The sequence below is a fragment of the Synechococcus sp. MIT S9503 genome (assembly GCF_047304175.1).
Lineage (GTDB): Bacteria > Cyanobacteriota > Cyanobacteriia > PCC-6307 > Cyanobiaceae > Synechococcus_C.
Map to the genome: position 1 here is coordinate 175,819 of NZ_CP138955.1, position 26,150 is coordinate 201,968.

At 53.6% G+C, this 26,150-nt stretch carries 23 protein-coding genes; 14 read left to right on the forward strand and 9 right to left on the reverse strand.

Annotated features, from left to right (window positions below; all coding sequences use genetic code 11):
- The first annotated feature begins 40 nt into the window (after positions 1 to 40).
- The 5 genes from SIB56_RS00930 to SIB56_RS00950 all read left to right on the forward strand — a co-directional run bounded on the left by SIB56_RS00930 (position 41) and on the right by SIB56_RS00950 (position 3,888).
- The gene (locus SIB56_RS00930; protein ID WP_413324696.1) at positions 41 to 949 is read left to right on the forward strand and encodes an NAD(+) kinase; all 909 of its coding nucleotides are present in this window, start codon (positions 41 to 43) and stop codon (positions 947 to 949) included.
- Complete coding sequence (locus tag SIB56_RS00935) at positions 946 to 1,665, forward strand: winged helix-turn-helix transcriptional regulator (RefSeq protein ID WP_413324697.1); 720 nt, start codon at positions 946 to 948, stop codon at positions 1,663 to 1,665. Before SIB56_RS00930 ends, SIB56_RS00935 begins: the two co-directional genes overlap by 4 nt.
- A complete protein-coding gene (locus tag SIB56_RS00940; RefSeq protein WP_413324698.1) occupies positions 1,665 to 2,105 on the forward strand; it encodes a DUF192 domain-containing protein in 441 nt (146 codons plus the stop codon). The genes SIB56_RS00935 and SIB56_RS00940 overlap by 1 nt, the downstream gene beginning before the upstream one ends.
- A gap of 203 nt (positions 2,106 to 2,308) precedes the next feature.
- Positions 2,309 to 2,656, forward strand: a complete 348-nt coding sequence (locus SIB56_RS00945; RefSeq protein ID WP_413324700.1) for a hypothetical protein — start codon at positions 2,309 to 2,311, stop codon at positions 2,654 to 2,656.
- A gap of 971 nt (positions 2,657 to 3,627) precedes the next feature.
- Positions 3,628 to 3,888, forward strand: coding sequence for a hypothetical protein (locus SIB56_RS00950; protein ID WP_413324701.1), 261 nt, complete (start codon positions 3,628 to 3,630; stop codon positions 3,886 to 3,888).
- Between the two features lie 205 nt (positions 3,889 to 4,093).
- On the opposite strand, the gene SIB56_RS00955 is transcribed toward SIB56_RS00950, so the two are convergent.
- Together SIB56_RS00955 and cbiE are read right to left on the reverse strand one after the other, a co-directional pair.
- Complete coding sequence (locus tag SIB56_RS00955; protein WP_413324702.1) at positions 4,094 to 4,507, reverse strand: hypothetical protein; 414 nt, start codon at positions 4,505 to 4,507, stop codon at positions 4,094 to 4,096.
- Between the two features lie 401 nt (positions 4,508 to 4,908).
- Positions 4,909 to 6,159: a precorrin-6y C5,15-methyltransferase (decarboxylating) subunit CbiE gene (gene cbiE, locus SIB56_RS00960; RefSeq protein ID WP_413324703.1), complete on the reverse strand. Its 1,251-nt coding sequence runs from the start codon at positions 6,157 to 6,159 to the stop codon at positions 4,909 to 4,911.
- A 790-nt stretch (positions 6,160 to 6,949) separates the two neighbouring features.
- On the opposite strand from cbiE, the gene SIB56_RS00965 reads away from it, so the two are divergent.
- The 5 genes from SIB56_RS00965 to SIB56_RS00985 all read left to right on the forward strand — a co-directional run bounded on the left by SIB56_RS00965 (position 6,950) and on the right by SIB56_RS00985 (position 13,388).
- Positions 6,950 to 7,171, forward strand: coding sequence for a hypothetical protein (locus tag SIB56_RS00965; RefSeq protein ID WP_413324704.1), 222 nt, complete (start codon positions 6,950 to 6,952; stop codon positions 7,169 to 7,171).
- 327 nt (positions 7,172 to 7,498) lie between these two features.
- On the forward strand, positions 7,499 to 8,563 hold the full coding sequence (locus tag SIB56_RS00970; protein WP_413324705.1) for a DUF1254 domain-containing protein: 1,065 nt from the start codon (positions 7,499 to 7,501) through the stop codon (positions 8,561 to 8,563).
- Between the two features lie 358 nt (positions 8,564 to 8,921).
- A complete protein-coding gene (locus SIB56_RS00975; protein WP_413324706.1) occupies positions 8,922 to 10,400 on the forward strand; it encodes a DUF1254 domain-containing protein in 1,479 nt (492 codons plus the stop codon).
- A 37-nt stretch (positions 10,401 to 10,437) separates the two neighbouring features.
- Positions 10,438 to 11,991 (forward strand): DUF1254 domain-containing protein, encoded by a 1,554-nt coding sequence (locus SIB56_RS00980; protein WP_413324707.1) that lies wholly within the window; start codon positions 10,438 to 10,440, stop codon positions 11,989 to 11,991.
- 98 nt (positions 11,992 to 12,089) lie between these two features.
- On the forward strand, positions 12,090 to 13,388 hold the full coding sequence (locus tag SIB56_RS00985) for a flavin monoamine oxidase family protein (protein ID WP_413324708.1): 1,299 nt from the start codon (positions 12,090 to 12,092) through the stop codon (positions 13,386 to 13,388).
- 25 nt (positions 13,389 to 13,413) lie between these two features.
- Here SIB56_RS00985 and SIB56_RS00990 read toward each other — a convergent pair whose 3' ends face one another.
- Positions 13,414 to 14,646: a hypothetical protein gene (locus tag SIB56_RS00990; RefSeq protein ID WP_413324709.1), complete on the reverse strand. Its 1,233-nt coding sequence runs from the start codon at positions 14,644 to 14,646 to the stop codon at positions 13,414 to 13,416.
- 55 nt (positions 14,647 to 14,701) lie between these two features.
- On the opposite strand from SIB56_RS00990, the gene SIB56_RS00995 reads away from it, so the two are divergent.
- Together SIB56_RS00995 and SIB56_RS01000 are read left to right on the forward strand one after the other, a co-directional pair.
- On the forward strand, positions 14,702 to 15,745 hold the full coding sequence (locus SIB56_RS00995) for a neuromedin U (RefSeq protein WP_413324710.1): 1,044 nt from the start codon (positions 14,702 to 14,704) through the stop codon (positions 15,743 to 15,745).
- Positions 15,746 to 15,933: 188 nt separating this feature from the next.
- Positions 15,934 to 16,761, forward strand: coding sequence for a formylglycine-generating enzyme family protein (locus tag SIB56_RS01000; protein ID WP_413324712.1), 828 nt, complete (start codon positions 15,934 to 15,936; stop codon positions 16,759 to 16,761).
- Here the strand turns inward: SIB56_RS01000 and SIB56_RS01005 are convergent.
- Positions 16,753 to 17,121, reverse strand: a complete 369-nt coding sequence (locus SIB56_RS01005) for a hypothetical protein (RefSeq protein WP_413324713.1) — start codon at positions 17,119 to 17,121, stop codon at positions 16,753 to 16,755. The genes SIB56_RS01000 and SIB56_RS01005 overlap by 9 nt on opposite strands.
- A 255-nt stretch (positions 17,122 to 17,376) precedes the next feature.
- On the opposite strand from SIB56_RS01005, the gene SIB56_RS01010 reads away from it, so the two are divergent.
- Positions 17,377 to 19,800 (forward strand): arylsulfatase, encoded by a 2,424-nt coding sequence (locus SIB56_RS01010; protein WP_413324715.1) that lies wholly within the window; start codon positions 17,377 to 17,379, stop codon positions 19,798 to 19,800.
- A 408-nt stretch (positions 19,801 to 20,208) separates the two neighbouring features.
- Here the strand turns inward: SIB56_RS01010 and SIB56_RS01015 are convergent, their stop codons facing one another.
- From SIB56_RS01015 to SIB56_RS01025, 3 genes are read right to left on the reverse strand one after another with little or no spacing between them, the layout of a single operon-like run.
- The gene (locus SIB56_RS01015) at positions 20,209 to 20,817 is read right to left on the reverse strand and encodes a hypothetical protein (protein ID WP_413324716.1); all 609 of its coding nucleotides are present in this window, start codon (positions 20,815 to 20,817) and stop codon (positions 20,209 to 20,211) included.
- A gap of 9 nt (positions 20,818 to 20,826) precedes the next feature.
- Positions 20,827 to 21,699 (reverse strand): bile acid:sodium symporter family protein, encoded by an 873-nt coding sequence (locus SIB56_RS01020; protein ID WP_413324717.1) that lies wholly within the window; start codon positions 21,697 to 21,699, stop codon positions 20,827 to 20,829.
- Between the two features lie 45 nt (positions 21,700 to 21,744).
- The gene (locus SIB56_RS01025; RefSeq protein ID WP_413324718.1) at positions 21,745 to 22,125 is read right to left on the reverse strand and encodes a YidH family protein; all 381 of its coding nucleotides are present in this window, start codon (positions 22,123 to 22,125) and stop codon (positions 21,745 to 21,747) included.
- Positions 22,126 to 22,288: 163 nt separating this feature from the next.
- Between SIB56_RS01025 and SIB56_RS01030 the strand changes: the two genes are divergently transcribed.
- Positions 22,289 to 22,648 (forward strand): DUF1622 domain-containing protein, encoded by a 360-nt coding sequence (locus tag SIB56_RS01030; RefSeq protein WP_413324719.1) that lies wholly within the window; start codon positions 22,289 to 22,291, stop codon positions 22,646 to 22,648.
- A gap of 54 nt (positions 22,649 to 22,702) precedes the next feature.
- On the opposite strand, the gene SIB56_RS01035 is transcribed toward SIB56_RS01030, so the two are convergent.
- Both SIB56_RS01035 and SIB56_RS01040 read right to left on the reverse strand, forming a co-directional pair.
- Positions 22,703 to 25,021: a sulfatase-like hydrolase/transferase gene (locus tag SIB56_RS01035; RefSeq protein ID WP_413324721.1), complete on the reverse strand. Its 2,319-nt coding sequence runs from the start codon at positions 25,019 to 25,021 to the stop codon at positions 22,703 to 22,705.
- 109 nt (positions 25,022 to 25,130) lie between these two features.
- The gene (locus SIB56_RS01040) at positions 25,131 to 26,150 is read right to left on the reverse strand and encodes a helix-turn-helix transcriptional regulator (RefSeq protein ID WP_413324722.1); all 1,020 of its coding nucleotides are present in this window, start codon (positions 26,148 to 26,150) and stop codon (positions 25,131 to 25,133) included.

Consider the following 26,150-nt stretch of genomic DNA (forward strand, 5'->3'; position numbering starts at 1 on the left):
CCTTCTCATAAAATATGATTGCTGTTGCCTGCTGCGATCGGTGCCCCGGGTTGGACTGATCGTCAATGACGGCAAGCCGCTGGCGGTCGAGACCGCGGGCACGATTCAGTCGCGTCTGGAACGGGTCGGTCACGATGTGATTCGCGCCAGCAGCTCGGGTGGGATGGTCGGTTTCGCCAATCCCGATCAGCACCTGCGCATGCTGGGATACAACGCCTGTGTCCCGGAAGGATTCGATCAATCGATGGTGCTGGCGATCGTGCTGGGTGGCGACGGCACGGTGCTGTCGGCAGCGCGTCAGACCGCTCCTCTTGGAGTGCCGATCCTCACCATCAACACAGGTCATCTCGGCTTTCTCGCTGAGGCTTATCTCGATGATCTCGATCGTGCCCTGGAGCAGGTGCTCACTGAGCAGTGGACCATCGAAGAGCGAGCCAATCTTGTGGTGAGTGTGATGCGTGGTGATCAGCGCCGCTGGGAGGCCCTGTCGCTCAATGAGATGGCCCTGCATCGCGAACCGCTCACCAGCATGTGCCATTTCGAGATCGCCATCGGACGCCATGCTCCGGTGGACATCTCCGCCGATGGAGTGATTCTCTCCACTCCCACCGGTTCCACTGCTTATGCACTCAGTGCCGGCGGCCCCGTGATCACGCCCGACTGTCCGGTGCTGCAGCTCACGCCGATCGCTCCACACTCACTCGCTTCAAGGGCACTGGTGTTCAGTGATGCCGAGCCTGTCACCGTGTTTCCCGCCACCCCTGAACGGCTGATGATGGTGGTGGATGGCTGCGCCGGTTGTTACGTGTGGCCGGAGGATCGCGTGCTGATTCGCCGCAGCGACCATCCCGTTCGCTTCGTGCGTCTCAGGGATCATGAGTTTTTCCAGGTTCTGCGCAACAAACTTGGCTGGGGGCTGCCCCATGTGGCCAAGCCCGATCGCCCATGACCAATGTTCAAGGCTTCACGGCCGTGGCCACAATCAAAGATGTTGTGTTGTTGGTTGGCCCCGAGGCGGCGGCACTGGCTGAAAGGCTCTGTGCTTCGGGCTATGCACCGGTCGAGTGGACCAGTGGCGCTGAAGGCAGGCTGTTGACCGGCTCCGAGTTGGCTCCAGTCGCTGCAATCCTCTCCGGGGACCAGAAGGAGCGTGTTCGTGAACTTCGGGCCTGTTTCGGAGCGATGCCGATTTTGATCGGGGTCCGCGATGACAATGTCGCAGCCAGAGAGTCGGTGCTCGCCTGTGGCGCAGACGATTTCTGGTTCACCCGAAGCGCCCCAAGTGATCTGCTGCAGCGACTGCGTCTGCATCTCTCGATTCAATCGCGAACTGAACTGCAGCCTCCCGTGCTGCAACTCGCAGATCTCAGGGTGGACATCAGCTGCCGGCAGGTTCGCCGCGGAAATCGATTGCTGGCTCTCACGGCCAGGGAGTATGCACTGTTAGTGCTGCTGCTGGAGGAGCGGGGCCGGGTTGTCAGCCGTGACCGAATCCTGCGGGATGTCTGGAAGGACGAGCAGGGTTCTTCCAGCAATGTGATCGAGGTGTATGTGCGTTATCTGCGCCAGAAACTCGAGGATGGCGGAGAGCCCCGTCTGATTCACACGATCCGCGGCCGTGGCTATTGCCTGAACAACGGCATGCCGGGTCCTGGGATTCACTGATGGACCAGCCGCCGCTGCCTCCCCAGATCCTGCCGATTGAAGCGCGTTGGTGCCTGGAGCATCGTCCCTCTCTCTGTATTGAGCTGGAAGTGGCTGATCAGCCGCATGAGCAGCGGCTCGGACTGATGCAGCGCCCTGCTCTCCCTCCCCTTCGCGGGATGTGGTTTCCGGCACGTCCTTCCCGGCCGATGCGTTTCTGGATGCACAACACGCTGGCTCCGCTGGACATGGTTTTTGTTCGTGACGGCAGGGTGCTCGACATCGCCTCCAATGTTCCTGTCTGTCGGGCATTGCCCTGCTCTTCCTATTGGGCTGATGCTGATGGCAATGGCCGCGCTGATTTTGCTGATGGTGTGATCGAGATCGGTGCAGGTGAGGCTGAACGTCTACGTATTCATGCAGGTCATGCCGTGGTGATCGAGCCAATCAGCACGCGTTAGCAGCATTGCAAAGCAGCCAGATTTGCATTCGAGCTGTTTTTTCTTTGTGCTTTAAGGGGATGAAATTGCCTTGTGCGAACAAGATTCGATGATTGAATAATTTTGATTTGTTTTTATCCACGCTAAGCATCTCCTCTTGTGACATCAGAATGGTCAATGTTGGCTTTGTGCGGCTATGTTTGAAATCACTGGTGATGTAAAAAATGATTTCCTGCTATCTGCAGCGACTGATGGGTCAAATCAGGTCAAAACCCAATGAAGAGTGGTTTCGACTGAAGGATGTCATTGAACATGGTGGTCAATCCGGTCTTGAAGCCTGGCTCCAAGACGTGGCATCTCTTGCTTCCGATCTTGAGAGTAATTTCGAGTCTGCTTCCAGAGGTGGGAAAACCAAGTATTGCCTTAAAAAAGTGCAATCACTTGAGGATCGCTATCGAAGACAGGCTGCTGCTTATAAAAGGGCCATTGATGTTGGTCTTATCCATGACAATAAGCTTCCAAGACTTTACAGCTCAAACATAACCCTGCTGATTAATCGTTATGCGCGCTAGGAGTCTTTGTTGAGATGATGTAGAGGTATCCGGTTTAGAAGTGCTTTGACGTTGGTGTCTCATTAGTTTTTCCTTGGTTCGATCAACGCCACTGCTTCATGTGATCTTGGCCGCTGTGATAAATCATTCGAGTTAGCTCTGTCGCTCGAGTCAGTCTCCATTCAGCCTTTGGTGCCATGACAGCCCATGACATCTTTTTTATATGAGCGGATGATCAGGATTGTCGTGAAGTTGAGCAGTGGTGGCAGGCAAGAATCAGATTTCTGATTGGGAACGGACAGGACTATGACGCTGCTCCTCTGTTTGAGGATTTCGAGCTTGAAAGGAAGCTGACGATCGTGAAACCTGTCAGTGATGAAACGACGCAGTAAATAACTTTTCGAAGTGCCTTGATGGAGGCCTGTTAGGTTTGATGTGCAAACATATCATTGTGATTAAGAGCAAGACTCAGTTTTAGGTTGTTTCAGTGAAAGATTTTGATTGAGCAAGATGCGGCCAGGCGCCAACCTCCCCTATAGCTGCTTTTTGGCTGGAAAGAATGCGGCTTGTGCTGTCTCAGTGCGCCAAAGCAAGAGAGGGAGTCTGCCCTAGTCATCACTTAAGTCAAACTCTTTGTATAAGGCGTCTGCCCCTTGATGGTCGCCGGAATGGCAAAGGTGTTGGATTCTGGCTTTCCACCAATCTCTAATCATTCCAGCGTCTTTTCTGCGCCACTCGTATTGAGGTAGTTCCATCAGGCCACTCCCACTTGAGATGAGCTGATATTCGAGCATCTGAAAAATAATGCAATTAAAAGCAGACTCAGCAATACAGAACTTCACATGTAATCACACAAATTAAGTAGCCAGCAACACTTTGCCTCTGGTGGGATTGGATTGTTTGATGTAAGCCAGATCACGGAATGGCTTGATGCAGGTTATCGCCCCTGGAAATCAATCCTGAAATTTTATTTGCATCAACAAAACTGACTCATGCGTTCGCTCATTGTTCTGCTCGGACTCTCGATTACTGGAATATCGCTTGCTGTCAGTGCCGAACCAATGCCTTTATTTCTGCAGGAAGGTCAAGCCATCCTCAGCGCGGATCGAAAACTGCTTGCAAAAGTTGGAACCCAGCTCAAGCATCGACTGGTCCTGATTAAGGTTCCGGGCAATAAGCGTGACCGCTTTGCAGGACTCATTCATTGGTGGATGGAGCCATTCAGCAACGGTGCAGATCATTGTTTGCAGTAGTTAAATCTGATGCACAGCGTTGACCTGAACACTGGATGGTTTCGACCATTCAGTCTTGGTGGTAACAGTGGAGAGACAATTCCTTCTGATCGCCATCATGGAAGTAGTTGGCCCAACGGTTTTCGTCTGAGCTGATCAGCGATTGCTTCAAAGAGATTGATCGACTCTGTTGTGACCAGATTTTTTGATCCAATGATTCCGCCGTTCACGACTCAGGTTTCGGAAACCTCAGACCCTCTGGCAGCGGGTCAGTTTCAGAAATCACTGCCATATCACGGTCACTCCAGTTCCAAACCTGCTCGCTGTAGGCCTCCTTCAAGTGGCTTCCCGCTGGTAATTCTGCCCATTCTTGGTAGAACTTTTCATCCTGAGCAGCCAGCCAAAGAGAAGCCGTGATGCAGTCATCCAGCAGGTTCTGATCTGCGGTATGCAGCCTTTCCCCCTTCGAGAAAGCTTCGCTTTGCTTTCTTTTGCGTTCTTTCAGCAAGTGGGTGACCGCATTTGACAGGGCGTGGTGCTCTGCTGGGGTGAGGGTGGTGGGCAGGTTATGAAGGCTCATTGCTGATTGCTTGGGTGTTCGAGGTTCATCGAGGTCTGGCTGGTAATCAGGGACCCTCATGCCCAGCACACCTGCTCTTGATAAAGGGTTTTTCTGACTGATTGCTGCTCAGGCTTCCACTCTCGCTCAGGCTTTGCAGATTTTGGTAGTCAAATTTGTCGTTCCGGGTTCTTTATGTCGATGGTGGACCAAAGTTCTGCGGTGTCTAAGCGTTTGCAGAGTCTCTACGCTTTCAACCCCCAGGGACTCACTGGGCAACTCAGTTCGCTTCCGATCTCTGTGGTCGTTCAGAGCTTCAGCAAAATTCAGCTGAAGAATCCCTTGGATTGCAGGAAAAGGCCGATGGCAAGCAAAGGGCCAAATCCGGCTATCAGCAGTGTGATCTTCAAGCGCAGGGGTGAAACCTGCTTGTTCTTCTGAACCGGCATCGATCGGGATCTGAATGGCTCTGATTCTGCAGGTCAGCGTTTTGGCTTGCTGCCTCGGAGAATCAGCACGGGATTCATGGGTGATAGCCGGGTGCCATCCGCCAGAGGTTGCCCTCGCCAAGCCTGCTGCTGAGTGATCTGGAGTGACCAGCCTGCATTGTCGAGCAGTGGTCTCAGTTGCCCCAGTGCTTCCACATTGGCCAGTGGAATCACCACCACGCCATCTGGATTCATGCGATCTATCACAGCCTGCAGCAACTGAGCTCGCTGGCGACCGCCTCCGCCCAGCAGCACACGATCGGGTGTGGGTAGTTGCTTGAGGGCATCCATTGCACTGGCTTCAATCACTGCTGCGGGTTTCACACCCAAACGCCTCGCGTTGGCTTCAACCAGGCCACCGCCGCCGCTGCGCTGTTCCACGGCAAACAATCGCAGTAGCGGCCGCAGACGCAATGCTTCCAGCCCCACGCTGCCGGTGCCGGCGCCCAGATCCCAGAGCACGCCCTGCGATGGCAGTTGCAGGTCGGCCAGCAGCTGAATTCTCACCTCCCGTTTGGTCATCAGGCCCGGTCGATCCTGGTGTTGCAGATAAAGCCCATCGTCCAGTCCGAACAGAGGAAGAGCATCTGCAATCGGTTCAGCGGGAGGCTCCTCCAACAACACCACCAGGTTGAGTGGATTGAGATCCGCAGGCATTGGCTCGTTCGGCTCCAGTCGTATGACGCGTTCCTCGTGGTGACCCAGTGCTTCACACAGCCATAGGGCATACCCGGACTCAAGGCCGCTGCTGCGCAGGATTCGGCGCACGTCCTCGACGCCACCTCGGCTGGGATCGGTGAGGACGGCCAGGGCAGGTGGTCGTTGCTGCAGCCGGCGGCTCAGTGGTGATTCATCGCGGCCATGGAGGCTGACCCACTCCGCGTTTTGCCAGGGTTTGCCCAGACGGGCAAAGGCCAGTTGCAGTGATGAGGGGCTTGGATGAAAGCGCAAACGTTCTCGCCCCAGCCGCTCGATCAGGATCCGGCCGATGCCAAACCAGAGTGGGTCACCACTGGCAAGCACCACAACTTGTTGATTATCACTGAGCGACTTCAGTGTCTGGCAGAGGGCGATCGGGTCGTCACTGGCCATGCACTTTGCTGGAGAAGGGTGTTCAAGCCACTCATCCAGAGCTGGTCGCATCCTTTTCGGTGCCGCAATCAGATCGGCCTGTTGCACCAAAGCCTGAAGTGCGACGGGGAGGGAGCCTGGGGCGCCTGCATCGCTGCCGATCACATCAATCATGACCTCATTCTCACTCCGGCATCAGGGGTATGCCGCAGCTTCGGCAAGCATCGTCGTGGCTTGCCATGTGCGATCTCAATCTTCGGCCAGGAGCAGCACGTTCTGCTGATGTTCTGTTGGTGTTTTTCACTCCCTTGAATGCCCAAACAGCTGATCAGATCTGGCTAGGAGAGATCGTCTGGTCTCGTTTTTTATGATTTTGTAGAACAAATACTCAATCACTTCTCCTGGACACATTTAGGGCTTTGATAGGGCAACAATTGATCTAGGTGCGCAGTGAAATGCCTGCATTATCTTCCCAGATTTTGTGGCGTCATGGACCTCGCATTAATTCAATTCCTCTCTCAGTGTCGTGATGAAGAGGATGAAGCAATTGATCGATGGATCCATGAGTTTCAGCCCATCTCGTTGATGACAACGGGTTTGACGCGATTCAGTCGTGGGAAAACACGTTTGGCTGATGTTCTTGGAACTACTGAATCTGTTGCTAACAATGATTGATATGTCATTGTTTGATTGAGAGCGCGTGCTGCGATATTGTTTGCTGATCTATTGGCCTGATAATCGCTTTATATCAGCTGCGTTTCATCTTATGCAAAGCATCTAAAGCAAACCACAATAAATATCTTCAAGAGATCGTTTATGTCTGATAGTTGAAATCTAGATCAGCCGAAGCCCCGAGGTTGCTTGTGTTGCTCATTTCTGCAACAATCACTACTTGTTATTGCTTCATTGATATTGGAAAAACTGTTCAAGATTTTTATTATATTTCTTTGTTGTTTTGTTCTGGATGGCTGCGAGTCGCGTTGACCGAATCTCCAGCGTCCATTGGTGGCTGCCTCATAAGGACATCGGGGTGATGCTCAGGCAGGCTCATTCCACCTTCAGTGACGATTTCCAGGGTGAGGAAATTCAAGTGATGATGGAAAAGTGGGTTGAGAATGTTTGTCGTTTGTCGGAGGGTGATATGCGTGATCTGCTCAGTCTGGTGAAAGAGTTTTCGGTGGATTGATGCGGTTTCGATTCAGGATTTTCCACATAATTCAAGCTATTTGAATTTCAGGGTGACACTGATTGTTGATCCTGCATCATTGCCTATCCAGCAGAGGGGTTTCAGAATCTGTTTTGCGACGATGCAGATCTGTAGCTGCAGCGTTAAGTCAGAAGGCTGCTTTCAGTGTCGAATGACCTTGGTCTGATCACGTCTTGCTGTTGTTGTCTCAGCGGATCTGGAATTGTCACGGGAGATCCGCGCTGCTAGCAGGTCATTAGTTACAGATCAACCATGCTTGTCGGCAAGTCACTTCGCCTGGGAACTTCGGTTCTCTTTGCATCGGCTATGGCTTTCGTCGCCTTGACAGGTCTCAGCGGCAGAACAGGCCTGGTCAGGTTGGCGGCCAACGGTCAGGATTGCCCAACGCCTGCTGTTGAACAGACAGCCACTTCAGTGACACCGGTAACAAAGGCCAACTACGCCTTTGCAGAAACGGAGGTGATTCTTGCCGACTACGTACGCAAGATCGCCAAAGGCACCTGCACTGATGGCGTGGGTGTGTTTTTCCATCAGAAGACTGCTCAGGATCCCAAGGAGCGTTCGATTCTGCGCCCGAATTTCGACACGCTGTATTCGTTTGCTGTTCTGGATCTCAACAGTCCGGCCACTGTTGTGTTGCCCAACACGGACCGCTATCAGATTCTCGAGGTCGTTGATGATGAGCACTGGATTCCGTTGATCAGTGACACGCCCGGGAGCTACACCCTGACCAAAGACTCCATGGGCAGCCGCTATGTGTTCGCCTTCGTTCGGACACAGGTCAATATGCAGGATCCTGCAGATCTCAAGCAGGCAGCTGCTGTGCAGGACCAGATCAAGCTTGAGCAGAGTGCCAAGGGAACCTTTGTTGTTGGCCATCAATACGACATGAATCAGATTCTGGCTTTGCGCACTGACTACAACGCGCGACGGCAACCGGAAGGGATCACTTCGGAAATGGCTTTCGGCATGAAGGGGCAGATCAGCCCCGAAATGCGCAACTTCGGGGTTGCCATTGGCTGGGGCGGTCTTCCCAAGGAAGGTGCTGTTTATCCATTCCCCAAGGTTGTTGATTCGACAGAGCCTCAGACTCTGACAATGAAGGACGTGCCGATTGATCCGCGGGCGTTCTGGTCAGTGACTGTTTACGATAAGGATGGATTTTCTACTGGCGAAAAATATAATATCAATAGTGCTTTTGCCAAGCAGAATGAGCAAGGTGAATATGTGATTCATCTCGGCGGAGATAAGAACCAGGATAATTATCTTGACATTTACCCGGGCTGGAATGCGGCAATCCGTATTTATTCACCTACCAAGGCTTACTTCGACGGCTCCTGGACTCCACCTCAGTTTCAACCAGTGAAATGACTGATGCGCACTGGCTTGATCTCATTGCATTTCTGCATGATTCGCTGATTTTTAATGAGATAAGCTTTTGTTGCGCTCGGGCAAAATTATCCAAATGAGCGGGTGTGGGCTAGGTCCGCATGCGTTTTTTGTGTTGTGTTCGAACGGCAGGACAGCGCCAGGAATCCCCCTGATCCCGTTTGGGCGAACTTCTTTTTGCAGCGCAGTCACAGTGCCTCATTTTCTTTAAACAAAAAAAGAACGCTCTGTACGGCAGTCAATGAAAGAATTTGCGAGCAGTATGCGCAAAAAGTCTTCCGCTGTTTTTCTTGCCTCAGCCTTCGCTGCCAGTCTGTCCGCGCCAGTTCTGGCACAAAGCATGGCTAACACTTCAGGCGCTGTGCCGAGGGGCTACACCACCTCAATTCCCGCTGAGCTGTTCACGCCCGATCAGGTTGAGACCAGCGCAGGCACTTTTCGCTTTTTCGACGGCATGCCGGATGCCGCCACTGTTGACGCCAGCTTTGATTACCTCAAATTCATCCGCGCCTATGAGACGTTTCTCACGCTGATGCCGGCTGCCAGCATCGAGATGATGCGCGTAGGGCATGCGCAGCAGGGGGTCGACGACTACACGAAGGTCATGTTGATGGCCCCTCTGAATTCCAACCCTCTGTTTCTGACCGGTAACACCGACACAGTGTATGGATCCGCCTTCTTCAATCTGAAGGACACGGGGCCGATGGTGATCGAAATCCCCGCCGGCCTCGGTCCGGGCACGATCAATGACGCCTATTTCCGATTTGTTGCTGACACTGGTGCTCCCGGTCCGGATCGGGGAAAGGGCGGCAAGTATCTGATCCTCGGTCCCGACGATGCGGAGCCCGCAAACACCGAGGGATATTTCGTGTTCCGTTCACCCAGTTACTCCAACTGGTTGATTATGCGTGCTTTTCTCGATGATCAGGGCAAGCCGGATCAGGCAGTCGCCAACTATGAAAACGGCGTGCGTCTGTATCCCCTTTCGCTGAAAGACAATCCTCCTGCGATGACCTTTGTGCAGGGAGGTGATCTCATCTTCAACACGGTGCATGCCAATAATTTCCACTTCTTTGAAGAGCTGAACACGGTGATTCAGCGTGAGCCTGTCGATCTGTTCGATCCCGAACTGCTCGGGTTGGCTTCAGCGATCGGGCTTGAAAAAGGCAAACCCTTCAACCCCAGTGCTGAGGACCGCAGGATTCTCGAGGAAGCCGTGCAGGTGGGAGTTGCCTATGTGCGCTCCGATATGGGTAAGCCTCGCAACCGAGACGTCTACTTCTATGAGGGCAAGCAGTGGTTCAGTCCATTTGCTGGCGGCAGCCATGAATGGTTGATCGACGGCGGCAGGGGCGGCCGAAATCTTGATGCCAGAAGCAATTTTTTCTGGGGATACACCGTCAACACACCGGCCATGGTGCTGAAGATGGTTGGCGCCGGATCCCAGTACGGGGTGGTGGCGACCGATGCCAACGGTGTCTATCTCGATGGCAGCAAGAACTACAAGTTCACGGTGGACGCCAACGTTCCCGCCAAGGATTTCTGGTCGATGGTGGTCTATGACCCCCAGACGCGTTCCGAATTGCAAACGCCTCAGATGCTGCCGAGCAAAAACAGCAAGCGCAACAAAGACATGGTGGTGAACGCCAATGGCAGCATCGATCTCTATTTCGGACCGACGGCCCCTCAGGGCAAGGAAGCCAATTGGATTCAGACCATGCCAGGTAAGGGATGGTTCGCAATCTTCCGTTTCTATGGTCCGCTCGAGCCTTGGTTCGACAAGACCTGGCAGCTCAACGACATCCAGCCGCTCGGTTGAGATCTGAAGCCATCAACACAACGATTCATTCTCAACCATGACTGTTTTCACTCGTTTCCCTTCCGCTCTTCTTTCCGCGTTGTTTCTTGCCTACAGCGGCTCAGCGTTGCAGGCCGCTGATGTTGTTCCCAAGGGTTACAACACCATCATTCCCGAGGATGTGTTGACGCCTGACAGGGTCAACACCCGGATCGGCACCTTCAACTATTTCGACGGCTTCCCCGACGATGACACCATGACCAAGGCCCGCCGTCAGGTGGATCTTGGCCGCGGTGTGCAGACTTTTCTGAACTTCATGCCGGCGGCATCACTCGAGATGCTCTACGTGGGGCATCGCGATGGCTACGGCATGCAGGTGAATCGTGATATCGGCTTGTTTGAAGAGCTGATGAGTTCCAAATCACTCTGGTTGACCGGCAACACCGACACTGTCTACGCCACAGCTTTCCTGGATCTCTCCAATGGTCCCATCGTGGTTGAGGTGCCGGCGGGTACAGGCCCGGGTACCGTGAATGATGCCTTTTTCCGCTTTGTGGTGGATATGGGTGGCCCCGGGCCTGACAAAGGCCAGGGAGGGAAGTACCTGATTATTGGGCCTGGGCAGACAGCTCCCGCCAACACTGACGGCTATTTCGTTGCCAACACACCCAGCAAGATCAACTGGTTGATCCTGCGTGGTTTCCTCGATGATCAGGGCAAAACAGATACGGCCAGAAATGCTTTCAAGGGTGGTTTGAGGGTCTATCCCTACGCATTGCGAGCCAATCCTCCCGCCAACAACTTCAAAAACCTCACGGACTGGGAGACAAACACCATCCATGCCAACAACTTCAAGTTCTACGAGGAGCTTGATGAGGTGATTCAGCGCGAGCCTTCCGATCTGTTCTCTCCTGAGCTGCTGGGTATGGCATCGTCGATCGGGATTGAGAAAGGCAAACCGTTCAATCCTTCACCGGAGCAGAAGGCGCTGCTCACCGAGGCCGTCGCCATCGGCAACGCCACGGCTCGTTCAATTCTGTTCGGCCCCAAAGATCCCAAGAACTACATCTACCCCGGCAAGGCTGGCTATTGGCAGACCGGCTTCCCGGGCGGCAGTCATGAATATCTGGTGAACAAGGGCAACGGTGGTCGCGATATGGATGGCCGCACGTTGTTCTTCTATCTGGCAACGGTGAATACACCAGCCATGGCTCTCGAGATTCCAGGTGTTGGGTCTCAGTACGCCTTCAGCTCGAGAGACGGCAGTGGCGCTTATCTCAATGGCTCCAACACCTACAAGCTCAATATTCCAGCGAATCCACCGGCTCAGAAATTCTGGTCGTTTGTCGTCTACGACCCGCAGACCCGTTCGATGTTGCAGACCGGCGAAATGCCGTATCCCAGTAAGAACAACAAGCGCAACGCTGACATGGTGAAAAATGCTGATGGCAGTATCGATCTCTATTTCGGCCCGCAAGCACCGGCCGGGATGGAGGCCAACTGGGTGAAGACTGTTCCAGGAAAGGGTTGGTTTGGCATTTTCCGTCTCTACGGCCCAGGGCAGCAGTGGTTTGATCGCACCTGGAAACTCGGGAATATCGAAAAGGTCTGATCTTGTGTCGACCTCAGCCTCTGTGCTGAATGACGATGATCTGAAGTGCTGTCCATCGTCATTCAGGCAGATCACCTACTGATTTTTCAATTGAGAACATGAAGACCGTTGATGTTGTGGTGATCGGTGGTGGCTTTGCCGGTGTGACCGCTGCCCGGGATCTGCAGAAGCGTGGATTCCACGTGCTGGTGCTTGAGGCTCGCGATCGTCTGGGTGGTCGCACGTGGAGCACCGATCGCAACGGATTCCATGTTGAGCTGGGCGGCACCTGGATTCACTGGACCCAACCCTTTGTGTGGGCGGAAAAAGAGCGCTATGGCCTCGAAATTCAGGAAACTCCCGGGTGTGTCGCTGAGCGTGTGGCGATCAAGGTGGATGGGAGGGTTCAGGAGTTGCGCGAGGATCAACTCGGTGAGTTTGTCTCCGGTTTTGAGCAGTTCTTCGCAGAAGCCCAACAGGTTTGGGAACGCCCCTATGACTCCCATTACAACTGGCCTGCGATTGAGCAGCTCGACTCCCTGAGCGTGGCTGATCGTCTGGCTTCCCTGGATCTCACTCCGTTGCAGCGAACCAGCATTGGTGGCTTCCTTGAGATTCTCTCGATGAACCAGCCGGAGAACGCCTCCTATCTGGAGATGATGCGCTGCTGGTCGCTCACAGGTTGGAATTATTCGCTTTTCAACGATTCAGCAGCCCGTTACAAACTCAAGCGTGGCACCGGCACCCTGGTGCAGGCGATGGCCAGTGATGGAGGATTCGATGTGATGCTTGACACATCCGTGAAATCCGTTCAGCAGACGGGTAATGGGGTCACGGTGACGACAGCAGCTGGCGAGCAGGTGAATGCCAAGCGAGCTGTGGTCACCGTGCCGCTGAATGTGCTCCACGGCGTGGCGTTTGAGCCTCCACTGAAACCAGTGAAAGTTGAGGCCTCAAAGCTCAAGCATGTTGGTGGTGGAGCCAAGGTGTTTTTTGAGGTTGAGGGCGATCCAGGCGCGGTGATGACATTGTCCAGGTCAACTGATTCTGCGCTGATCGGCAGCTTCACCTATCAGCGCGGAGAGCAACGTTCGGTGCTGGCCGGTTTCAGTCTGGAACCTGACGCACTGGAAAAATCCGCCGCTGACTGGCAGCCGGTTCTTGAGGAGTTTGTCCCAGGCATTCGTCTGCTTTCCACCTTCGGGCACGACTGGGGAAATGATGCTTTGTCTCAGGGAAGTTGGTGCACCTATCGACCGGGCACTTTTGTGCGCTTCGCTGATGAACTACCGAAGCACGACAATAATCTCTTCTTTGCCTCGGGTGATCATGGCGAAGGCTGGCGCGGCTTTATCGAAGGAGCGATTTCCAGCGGATCCAAGACAGCAGTGGCTGTGGCGGCGAGCCTCAGCCACTGATTGCTTGCTTGTCAGCCAGCAACGATCAATCGAACAGCCAGCGAAGTCCGAAGTTGATACCGCTCTGTCTTGCGGTGTAGCCGTTGCCGGATCCACCGGCGTAGTCGAGCCCGAAATATTTGTAGGAAAGCGACGCTTGCGCTGAGTTGCCCAGGGCGTAAGCGATGCCTGCCTGTGCTGTTCCTGTGAGATCACGTTCACCTGCCAGCCCGAAACCACCGGCATCGAGGTATGCGAAGGCTTGCCAGTCTTCGCTGATGGCGTAGGTGGCGAGCATGCCGATCAGTGGCTGTACCCAGGTGTTCGCCCAGGTGCCGCTTACTGATCGTTCAAATTTTTTGGTTCTTTCGCCACTGATAAGTTCTCCATCGACGGATAAGGAATTTTCTCTCTCGACATCGATCGTGGTGGTCATCCATCCATCGATGAACCTGGCTCCAACAAAACCAACGAAACTGCCTGTTCCTTTCTCCATTTTTGGCTTTTGGACTTCGCCAGCGCGATAACGCACTGCAAGGTCGTAAATGAACTGACTTGTTTCGATGGTGACATCAGCTTTACCCTTTCCTTCGAATCTGACTCGATCAGTAGAGTATCCAAGCCGTTTTTGGATTGGATTCGATACTTTCCATTTGGCTACGGTTTCGGACTGATAGGCGGCTCCATAGTTGACACCTGAGTAGATGCCGAAACGTCCGTATTCAGCAGATGCTTTGAATGTCAACCCAGCTCTTGTGGTCGCAAAGACATCCGCTAATGATGAATTGGCATCAACTGGGTTATTTCCGTTGAGTTGTGTTGTTGTGTCAGTCGAGAGTGGTGCAAATGCATAAAGATCCAGATAGAAGCGCCAAGAGTCTTCTTCGTTTTCCTCATCTTCACTGGTAGAAGTACTGTCGTTTGACTGGCTCAGAACCAAGGGTTCCATGATCTCAAAGGTTTTGGAATCGCGGACTTCTCTGATGTGGTCATTCAGCGTTTGATCATCAGATTGATCGGCTGAATCAATAGCGCTACCGAGATTGACCTGTCTGTTGTCTTCAACCAGCTCGGCGACATCTGAGCTGCCGGTCTGAAGTTCAAGGGATTCATCCTGAGGTTGTGCCACGGCCTCAACGCAAAGTGCGCTCAGTGGTGCAAGGAATGCGATGGGCAAATAGCGAACCACAGGAAAAATTGAGATTGGCAGAACCGTAGGAGCATGAGTGAAGTCGTGCAGCTGGATCTGATCCCAATCGTGCGAATTTCTCTGGGGCAACCTTGGCCTGGTGGGTGAATTGGCTTAAAGATCACTCTTTGATTGGTTCGAGTTGATGGAATCGCTTTTCCGTGGAAGCCTCCGCCTGGTCGGCTTATTTAGCTTCGCGGCCCTTCTGGTTCCTTCAACTGCTGAAGCTCAAGATCGTCCGAAGTTTCTGGTTGACGATGCGGTCGATTTCGATTTCACGCCACTCGTCTTGAGCGAGCTTGAGATCGCCCAGGCATCCGGTTCGCAGGAGCCTGGTACGGATAACCAACCGGTCACGGTCACTCCCGGTGAATCCCCCGCCCAGGAAGATGCTGATCTGGCCAAGGCCGCGCAAAACCCAATTGCCAGCTTGATTAGTTTGCCCATTCAATGGAACAGCACTCCTGGCACCCAATGGGCGCCGAATGTGGAGATTCCCACCGGCAATCCCGATCAGCCCACATACAAAACCAACTTCAAACACAACCAAACACAGAATGTTGTCAACGTTCAGCCGGTTGTGCCCTTCAAGGTGAGCGAGGGCCTCACATTGGTGACACGCACCATTGTTCCCTTCATTTCTCAGCCCTGGGCTCGTGGCACCAATATCCAGACGCTTGGAGACATCAACCCTTCGGTGTTTTTCGTGCCAACGCTGAAAGGTAATTTCACGGTTGGTGTTGGACCAACCCTGATGATTCCCTCAGCGACTGATGCCCGGATCGGTTCAGGTCGTTGGAGTGCTGGACCTACAGGAGTTCTCGTTTACAGCAAAGGAAAGATTGTGACCGGCGGTTTGATTAATAATGTTTGGTCATTTGCAGGCGACGGAAAGAAAGACGTCAACAAAATGCTGATCCAGCCATTCCTTAATTACAACCTTCCAAAAGGTTGGTATCTCACGAGTGCCCCAATCATCACTGCAGATTGGATGAATAAAGATGATAAGGGTTGGACTGTTCCTGTGGGCGCTGGTGTTGGGCGTGTTTTCACACTTGGCACTCAGCCTATCAACGCTTCTTTAAGTGCATATTATAACGTCGTCAAGCCTGAAGAGAGAGGTCAGACTCTCATTGGCGACTGGACGTTTCGTGCACAGGTTCAGTTCCTCTTTCCGACAGGCAGCTGAAACGATCTGAGTGCTTGATTGTCATCTCAAAACCGATTTTTGTTTCTGTGCTTTCGATTGAATAGACAGGTGATTTTTTGCTCTGAGTACCGTTTCGCCTCACAAATTGTGATAATCGCCTCCTGCAAATGGCTGTATCATTAGCGTGAAGAAAATATTTTGACGATATGATCAGGCAGTTTGATCAGATGATCACGATCCCCGCAGGTGATTACTCAATTGGATCCGACTCCTTTTATCCCGAGGAGTCGCCGATCCGCTCTGTTGAAATCAGTTCATTCCTGATTGACGAGACCCCCGTCACGAATGCGGAATTCGCGCGTTTTGTGTCGGAAACCGGCTACGTCACGGTGTCTGAAAAACCACCCGATCCGGTGCTGTACCCGAATCTTCCTCCTGATCAGCAGAACCCCGAATCAGCTGTGTTTATTCCACCCCCGCCGACAGTTGATCGTAGTCAACCCATGTCCTGGTGGGCTCTGATTGAAGGTGCTGACTGGCGACACCCCCAGGGACCTGATTCAGGGATTGAAGATCTGATGAACCACCCTGTGGTGCATCTGGCCTACGACGATGCGCTGGCCTTTGCTGAGTGGATCGGCAAACGCCTGCCGACTGCTGAAGAGTGGGAGGTGGCTGCCAGAGGTGGACTCGTTCAGCAGAACTATTCCTGGGGCAAAGATATGACTCCTGACGGTAAATGGCTGGCCAATGTATGGCAGGGACCGTTCCCCTGGACCAATGAACAGACCGATGGATGGTTCTGGACGTCTCCTGTGGGGTCGTTCCCTCCAAACGGCTACGGTTTGGTCGACATGTGTGGCAATGTTTGGGAATGGACTTCCACACTGTTCCCCGTTGCCAAGGGAGAACAGGAGCGTCGGATCATCAAAGGCGGTTCATTCCTTTGTGCTGAGAATTACTGCCATCGATTCAGGCCAGCGGCGTTGATGGGCCAGACCACTGACACTGCAACATGCCATATGGGGTTCCGTTGTGCCGCCGATTCAGCATGAAGGGCTGGCGAACTGATCGCGAATCATCAGAAGGCCGAGCACGACGTGAATGACGGCGCCGGCCCAGACTGCTGTTCCGCCTGAAAGGTCCGTGCAGGCAAGGATGAGCAGCAGCACCGCAGCACTGCAGTTGTAGATCAGGAGTCCTCGGCGTCCCGACGTTGAGCAGGGTGAACTCCAGCAGGCAACACCCAGACCGATCAGCGCCAGACCGTACAGCCGTGTGAGTTGTCCGCCAGCAGCGGTTGCTGATGAGCTGAACAGCTGCTGCATGACCACCGATGGGAGCAACAGCAAAGTTGCTCCAGTGATCAGTTCGATCGCGCTGGCCAGTCGGTAGAGCCTGGATCGCACTGACATGTCATCTCCTCTGTCAACTGTCTCAACGAAAGCTAGGCAACCCTCTTTCTCCCAGCTGTAGATGGGAGCTGATCTGCGCTCTCGGTGTTCCGGTTTGTTCCGCTGATCCCAAATGTGCAGATCTGTGCTGCTGCTGATTCGGCACTCAACACCCGCAGCTAGCAGAAGGTGATGTCTTTCCTGCCCTGCACTTGTTGTGAATCCAACCTCTGCTGAGGTTCCCACTCCTTTCACTCTTCAATTCGCTTTTCCAGCATGATTGATCAAGCCAAAGCTTCCCGTTTTATCCGCCATCTGGTGTTTGGCGGAGGACTGCTCTTGGTCTCGGGTCTTACCACCTCCTGCACGGATCAGAAGCAGGCACTAGGCGGAAACCTAGATCGGACGAATTTGCCGATTGCTGAGCCAAAACCTGAAAAGGTCACCAAAGTGCTGCCGGCCGATGTGCCCATGCCCAAGCAATGGGAGGTGACGGCGCCAAAGGATGCACCCAATGTGGTGATCATCCTTCTCGATGATGTGGGCTTTGCATCACCCTCCGCCTTCGGTGGTGCGGTGAACATGCCGACGGCGGAAAAGCTGGCTGATAATGGCCTTCGCTACAACAGATTTCACACCACAGCTCTCTGTGCGCCGACCAGGGCGGCTTTGAAATCCGGACGTAATCACCACAAGGTGAATATGGGAACAATCCCGGAAATCGCAACTGGTTATGCGGGTAACTCCACTGTGGTGCCGGATTATGCCCAGCCTGTTGCCGAGATTCTGAGGCTTAATGGTTACAACACTGCGGCCTTCGGCAAGTGGCATGAAACACCTGCTCGTGAGACCACCGCAGCTGGCCCTCAGACCCGTTGGCCAACACGGCAGGGATTCGAGAAGTTCTACGGCTTTGTCGGCGCAGAAGACAATATGTGGGATCCAACGATCCACGATGGCGTCACCGTTGTGGATGCACCGAAGAAAGAGGGGTATCACTTCACCGAAGACATGACTGATCAGGCGATCGGTTGGATGCGTCAGCAGAAAGCGATCAAGCCAGATAAGCCGTTCTTTATCTATTACTCATCCGCTGGTTCTCACTCTCCACATCATGTGAGCAAGGAATGGATTGCCAAATACAAAGGCAAGTTCGATGAAGGCTGGGATGTTCTGCGCGAGCGCAATCTTCAGAATCAGATCAAGGCAGGGATTGTTCCTGAAGGCACTCAGATGGCCAAGGCGCCGGACAGTATTCCCAAATGGGACAGCCTCACGCCACAACAGCAGAAAATCTATGCACGTCAGGCAGAGGTTTTTGCTGCCTTCACGGAGTACTCAGATTATGAGGCTGGCCGTTTGGTCCAGGCGATCGACGATCTTGGCGAGCTTGATAACACTTTGGTGATCTACATCACTGGTGATAATGGCGCCAGTGTTGAAGGGGATAGGACTGGTCAGTGGAATTGGAACCACTACCTCAACGGCGTTGAAGAAACGCCTGATGAGCAGGAAGCCAAGCTTGAGGAATGGGGTGGGCCTACCACCTATCCCATGTATCACATGGGCTGGGCGATCGCCTTCAATTCACCTTTCGCTCTCTCTAAGCAAGTAGCCGGCGATTTTGGTGGAACACGTAACGGCACGGTGATTCATTGGCCAAAACGCATCAAACAAGGTGGCGGACTACGCACACAGTTCTCGCATGTGAATGATGTGGCTCCAACAATTCTTGAGGCGGCCAATCTGCCCATGCCCAAGACAATTAACGGTGTTCCTCAGATTCCCATGCAAGGAACCAGCATGATGTATACCTTTGATAATCCGGAGGCTAAAGAGAAACATAATACGCAGTATTTTGAGATTATCGGCAACCGCGGCATCTACCACAACGGCTGGATGGCGCGGACAACAGTGATGTATCCCTGGATGGCGCCGAAAAGAATGAATCCGGTTGCCGACGATTCTGGTTGGGAGCTGTATGACACCACCAAGGATTTCAGTCTCTCGAATGATCTTGCCGAGCAGGAGCCGGAACGCCTCATAGCCATGAAGAAGAAATTCATGGAAGAGGCCATTGATAATCAGGTGTTGCCGCTTGACGATCGTCTTCTTGAGCGTCTTGTTCCCTCTGTTGCCGGACGGCCCACACTTTTGGGTGATCGGACGTCGATGGATTTGTATCCCTACGCCTGGAACATGGTGGAGGATTCGATCCTCAACGTAAAGAACACCTCCAGCAGCATCACGGCTCGATTGGATGTAAAGCCTGGCCAGAAGGAGAGTGGAGTGATCTTCTCCCAGGGCGGTCGCTTTGGTGGCTGGTCTCTCTATGTGGAGAACAATGTGCCTGCTTACACCTACAACTACATGGGTAAGCTCTACACCTTCATCAGTAGTCAGCCATTGCCAGTCGGCCAATCTCAGCTTCGTTTCGAGATTGATTACGACGGCGGCGGCGTTGGCAAAGGTGCCAATGTGCAGATGAAGATCAACGATCAAGTGGTTGCGGTTGGTCGTATTGATCAGACCATCGCTTCTCGATTCTCCATTGATGAAGGAGCTGATGTTGGTCTTGACCGTGGCTCGGCGGTCACGGTCAGGAACATTGGCCCCCGTCGCTACAGCGCCTACGGCGGACAGATTGACAAGGTCACTCTTGAGATCTACCCCAAGGAGACTGATGCGAAGAAGAGCTGATTGAATTGATTCAACAGCTGTTGGATGGTGATGTTGCTCTTCGGACCAGCATCACCATTTCTTTATGGCTGATGAATGTAACTGGTAAGGACTCCAGACAACACCAGGAAGTTGTCTCTGAAACAGGCCTACGAGTGGCAAACGGCACCAAGGCAACGATCAGGTCAACAGCAACACAACAGCAGTGCTGTCAGATCACCAGCATCAGTTTGCGGCATCTTTGTGAGGGGAGACCGCATGATGACTTGCTCAGAACCTGCCTCGGCTGGGTAAGTCCTCGTGACTGTGAGCCGGAGTAAAGCTTCAGGTCATGTCGATCACGAGTCTCCATGCCTCTCGAAACGAAATCAACGAATGGTCTTGTGACTTCAGCGAACGCAAAGGCGTTACGGATGGCTGGTGACCGGATTAATGCTGTTGATTGCGTTGATAGGTTTTCAGACGGTGGCTGATCCAACCAGGACCCACCAGGCCGAGAATGATGATGGTGAGTGTTGTGGTGAGACGACTAGACAGTGCTCTTGCCTCCTCGAGTCCGTTGAAGACAAAGGCAATGGCGACTAACACACCGAAGACTCCTGTGAACGTTCCACTGAGAGACCTGAGCAGGTCACCGATCGAGCGGCCCTCAACAGCATCAGGGTCGATGCCGACACGGCTACCGGCCAGAACACCTGTGATGCCCAGAATGACGATCAGAGCCAGCCGCTCCCATGGTGAGTAAGTCGACGCTGCTTCGTTGCCTCGTTGCATCTCGTTCACCATCGAGGATGCTGTTCCCAGGAAGCTGCCAGAGCAAAGACCGATGCTTCCCCACCACTGCGATGGTGTTTTCAGCCGATTGCGCAGCCTGCTCAGCAGGATCAGGAAGATGCAGCTGATCGTGACGTCTGCGAGCAGCGGTAAGTGCAAATTGATGGCATAACCAAGCCCAGCGCCCAGGAGGAGAGACGCCATGTCTGCTCCCTTCCGTGGGTTCTGTTTCAGCAGCTGCTTCTGATCGATCGGGGTTTTCATGGATTCGCTCTAAACGTTTCCGCTGATCTGATCTTGACTTTCATTGGCTTGACGCCATTTCATGAACGGTGCGGAACCGACGGCCGTCACCACCACATACCCAACTACAGCCGCTTTGAGATCAATGGCGTTTGGAGCCATGCCTTGAATGATGAGCAGGGCAAGGCCTGGATTCCGCATGGAGAGCACCAAAGGCAGTGTGCTGCGTTCGTCTTGGTCATCACCTGCGACTGCGAAGCCTAGTCCCAGTCCGATCCATGTGAGGATGAACATCAGCAAGGCTCCTCTGAGGTTGCCGATCAACATCGGCGTCACCTTCGGTAACGCCACGATCAGGATCAGGGCCAGCAGCACCAGCAAGAGCATGCTCGCACCTTTCTGGATCACCGGATTCCAGCGTTCAGACCATTCCGCACACCAGCGCCGCAATGACACGCCCACAAGCAGAGGAATCAGTTGCACGGTGAAGACTTGGAAGGCGACGTCCCTGGAGGACACGCTCCAGATCGTTTCTCCCGCTTCCACCGGTAGCTGACTGACCCAAAGCGGCACACTGATGATGGCGGCGCAGGCTGACCAGAACTGCAGTCTTGTCGCCAGTTCAGGGTTTTCCGCCAGCTTCCTGCTCTTCAGAGCGATCATCGGAGCGCTTGGACAGATCGCCATCAACATCACCGCTGTTGTGATGGCAGGAGACAGTCCTTGTCCGAGTGGGGTCCGCAGCAGCAGCAAACACGCCAGCGGTAGAGCCACGCAGGTTGCCAACAAGACGCGCACGATCAGTGCTGGTCTGTGTTTCAGCAAGTCGAACTGCAGGCTGGGCAGATTCAGGCCCAGAGACACCATGATGAAAAACAGGGCCAGAGAAATCAGGATTGACATCAGAACAGGAGAAGATGCGGTGGTGAATTGGAAAAGGCTTGGAGCTCAGATAAATCCCGACAGCAGCAGCAGGAAGGCAATCACACCGATCACCAGCACAGCTGTTGCTGTGGCAATCGAAAGCGATGGCTCATCGCGGTAGAGGTATGGGTCATTCCGCAAGCGCACAAGTTCACGTTTGTGTTGCCTCATTGCAATCAGCAACGTGAAAATGCCAACACCGATGAATCCAATCGACATCAGCTGCACGCCGATGTCATTGCCGCTATCGGCTGCGCCTCCAGCATCACGGATGGCACTGATGATTTTGTCGAGACCGAATCCAAAACTGATCAGAGCCAGGGCTGTTCGGATCCAGGCCAGAGTTGTGCGTTCCGCAGCGGCTCGATTGCGCGTCTTGGCCAGTTCAGTATTGGTATTGCTCATCCGATCTGGAAGGCCTGACCGCTGCTGTCAGGCTAGAAATCGCCCCTGACTTAGTCATCCCAAAGCGCTCCCGATTGTGCTGGATTGCGGCGTTTGGCTGTCTGGCAACTGGTGATACTTGTCTTTGCCATTCACAATCACCTCAAGTGGCATTCAATCATTGATGGAATGGTCTGAACATCTGCTGACGCATTCAGCCGAAGCATTGCGCTTGATTCTTGAATATCTGTCGGTGCTGTCTGTTGCGGTTGGCTTGATTGCGGTGTTCAGTCGCAGCGGGCCGCTGCGCTTGCGGGCGATTCCACCTCATCTGATGCAACGAGGTCCCCTTACCGCAGCAAGATTGACCTTCGGCGGATGGGTGGCTCTGGCTCTGGAGTTTCAGCTGGGTGCTGATGTGGTTCAAACCACCATCAGCCGTGAAGCATCCGCCTTGATTCAGCTTGGAGCTGTAGCACTGGTGCGTACATTTCTGAACTACTTTTTAAGCCTGGAGCTAAAAGAAAAAGAGCAGACTTCATGACGAAGTCTGCCCCCTGCCATTGTTGATCGGTTGGATCAAACGTGGTTGGCGGTTTTAGTCGGTGTAATCCACATTCATCTGGTGGATGGTGCCGTTGAACTTGAACGGAGCACGCTTGCGGTAGTCCATGGAAACCGCCGAGCCCAGTGACTGGCCGACATCAAGACAATCGTTGGCGGTGAAGAGCAGTGCAGCCACTCGCGGCACAATGCCGTCGATCACCGTTGAGCCATTGAGGGATGCCTTGATTGAAATGGCACCCCTTGGATTGTCGTCGGTGTGCTGGGTGATGATTTCCAGTTTGTGGCGACCGGTTGGCAGCGGCTGGCTGGAGCGCAACTTGGTGCGTTCAATGATGAAAAGGTTGTACTCATAGATCAGCACCCCCTGATCCATGTACAGGGTGAGTCCACCTGAATTGGCACCAAATTCGTAGAGCACACCAGTTCCATTTTCTGGAATCTCAAGGTCGAGAACGACCTTGTTGTTCAGGCAACCAAGCCGTGGAGCGCAGGGCTCTGGAATTCTGGTGATGTTGCCTGGAAGTTCCCACGACTTGGCATCGGGTGCAACCTTCAGTTCCGGGTGGAAGATAACGGTCCAGAGTCCTCCGCCGATGGGAAGATTCTTGTATTTGGCCGATTCCACCAGGAACTGATTCTTCATCGCCTGCAGCTTCTCGGGATGCTGATCGGCGATGTTGTTGGCCTGGCTCCAGTCCTCCTCGAGGTTGTAAAGCTCCCACTCGTCAGTGTTCGGCGACCAGGTGAGGATCTCGGGGTCGACGCCCTTCACCCAGGGCAGGCGAGGACCAACGGCGCCAGCCATCCAGCCTTCGTGATAGATGGATCGTGATCCAAAGATGTCGAAGAACTGGGTCTTCAGTTCACCAGGTGCATCCGGTGCATTGAAGGCGTAGGCAAAGCTGGTGCCGTGAATGGGATCCTGCGTGACACCATTCACCATCTTGGGTGGAGTGATTCCCACCAGCTCGTAGATCGTTGGCACCAGATCGTTGCAGTGATGGAACTGAGCACGAGGCTTGGGATCCGGCTTGATGCCCTTGGGCCACTTGACCATCATGGGGTTACGGGTGCCGCCGAAGTAAGACCCCATCAATTTCATGCCCTGATAGGGCGTGCTGCCCGCCCAGGCCCAGCCTGCGTGGTACATGTTGTCGACCAGATCGGAGCCGATGGCATCGAGTCCACCAAGGTCGTCGAGCACCTTGATGTGCTCATCGATCTCCGTGGCGACGGAGTTCTGAGCAAGCAGCTCAGAGATGGTGCCATCCTGACCTTCACCGGAGGAACCGTTGTCTCCCCAGATGTAGACAACCAGGGTGTTCTCCTCATATCCGAGCCGTTCAATCTCGGAAAGGATGCGACCAACCTGATGATCCGTGTGTTCGGCGAAGCCAGCCAGCACTTCCATCAAACGCGACTGGAAGGGTTTCTGGTGATCGGGGATGGAGTCCCAAGCTGCTAATCGGGGGTGGCGTGGCGTGAGCTGAGCGTTCTCGGGAATCCAGCCTTTGGCTTTGGCATTCTTGAAAGCCTTTTCGCGATAGGCATCCCAACCTTCGTCGAATTTGCCTTTGTACTTATCCGCCCACTCCTTGTTCACATGGTGAGGACCATGCAGCGCGCCCGATGCCCAGTACATGTAGAAGGGCGCGTCCGGGCGGAGCGCTTTGTGGGTTTGCAGCCAGTTGATGGCGTCATCGGCCAGATCTTCGCTGACGTGGTACTCCTTGCCCTCTTGTTTCGGGGGCAATACGACTGTGGTGTTACGCACCAGATGCGGCTCGTACTGAGAGCATTCGCCGGCGAGGAAGCCGTAGAAGTATTCAAAGCCGAGTCCGGTTGGCCAGTTGTCGAAAGGACCTGCAGCCGTGGTTTCGGTTGACGGGGTGTTGTGCCATTTGCCCCATGCGCCGGTTGCATAGCCATAGTTGCGCAGCACGTCGGCCTGGAGGGCACAGCTTTCAGGAATCCTGCCTGAGTAACCGTCCCAGTCGTTGGCCAATTCGCAGATCTGTCCGTTGCCCACGAAGGTGTGGTTGCGACCGGTCATCAACGAAGAGCGTGTCGGCGAACACATCGCTGTGGTGTGGAAGCGATTGAAGCCAACGCCGCCGTCTTTGACTGCCTGAAGTGTGGGCGTGTGGATCTCACCTCCGAGGCATTCCGGCATGGCCGGGCCCGCGTCATCGATCAATACCACCAGGATGTTGGGTGCATCCTCCGGAAGGTATTTGGGATCAGGGAGTGGGCTGTACGTCGAGTCCTGCATCGTCGTTCCAGCCTTGCTTCCCGACGGTTTGGCGGGGAAGGGCAGGATCGAACCGTCGACTTGTTGTCGTGTGCTCATGAACGGGAGGGTGTGGTGTAGGTGCCAAGCCCTCTTTTGGTAGCCGTCTGCCGACTTCAGGAGTCTGAAACAGGTTTTAGATGCGCACGAACGGGATCTTGTTCAATTGCTACAGATTGACTGATTTCAGCCAAGTCTCACTCGGGGTTTCGTGGAAAATTTGCTGATAAGCCTTCGCGAAATGTCCACGACTTTGGAAGCCGAAGTGCTGGGCGACTTCCGTAATTGTTTTGAAGTTTTTGTCGATTCGAATGTCCGGTGAACGCAGGATCCAGTTCACCTGTTCAAGACGTACGCGCTTCATCATTTCCATAGGTCCCATATCAAATGATTCTTTGGTTCCTTGAATTAAAGTACGTCTTGACGCAAACAGCGTTTCGCTGATTTGGTCAAGGCTGCAGTCCTGGCTTGCATTTGAGAAAGCCCACCCAACAAATTCCTTGACAAGTTGCTGCCTGGGAGACGGTGCGTAAGTTAGATACCTAGCCTCTGTTTGCTCGCTGATGGCATTGAGAAATGCACTGTAGAGGTGATTGGTTGTTTGCCTGCATTGCTGCGATGTGATCGGAGGGTAATGAATTAAGTGTTCAAATTGTTTTCGGAATTTGGCATGCAAAGAAGGTGAGATTTGTAGAGCATTATTAACTTCAAGTTTTTCGATCAAATATTCCGAATTGCAGTGATTCAGAAAAGCGTTGAATCTGCTCGTTGAAAGAATCGCTAAGTAGGAGGTGGTATTGGCAGATAATTGAAAATGCGATTCAACTTGCCCCTGTCTGAAGCCGTTCAGGGAGTAGGGCGCAATTGGAATATTGAATAACCGGTGCTCGTCAGCGATTCCTGTCGACTCAAAAGAAAAGCTCATGCAGTCAGCCCCTCGCTCCCCGTTAAGAAGCAGCCGCTGATTGGTCTGAAGCTGAACGAGAAAAATGCTGCCTAAGTTTGCGACTCTGAATCGCCCTTGCTGGGGCCCATGGCTCAGTTGAATGGCATCGAAGTCTTTGCCAATCAACTTGAAGTGTTGCTTGAGTTCCGTAGCTGAGCGAAAAGCGAAATCGATGCCCCGCGCAGAGCGAGTGCTCTCTGCGGGGAGTGTTTGATTCTCGGTGGCAGGAGTGCCAGCGCTCAC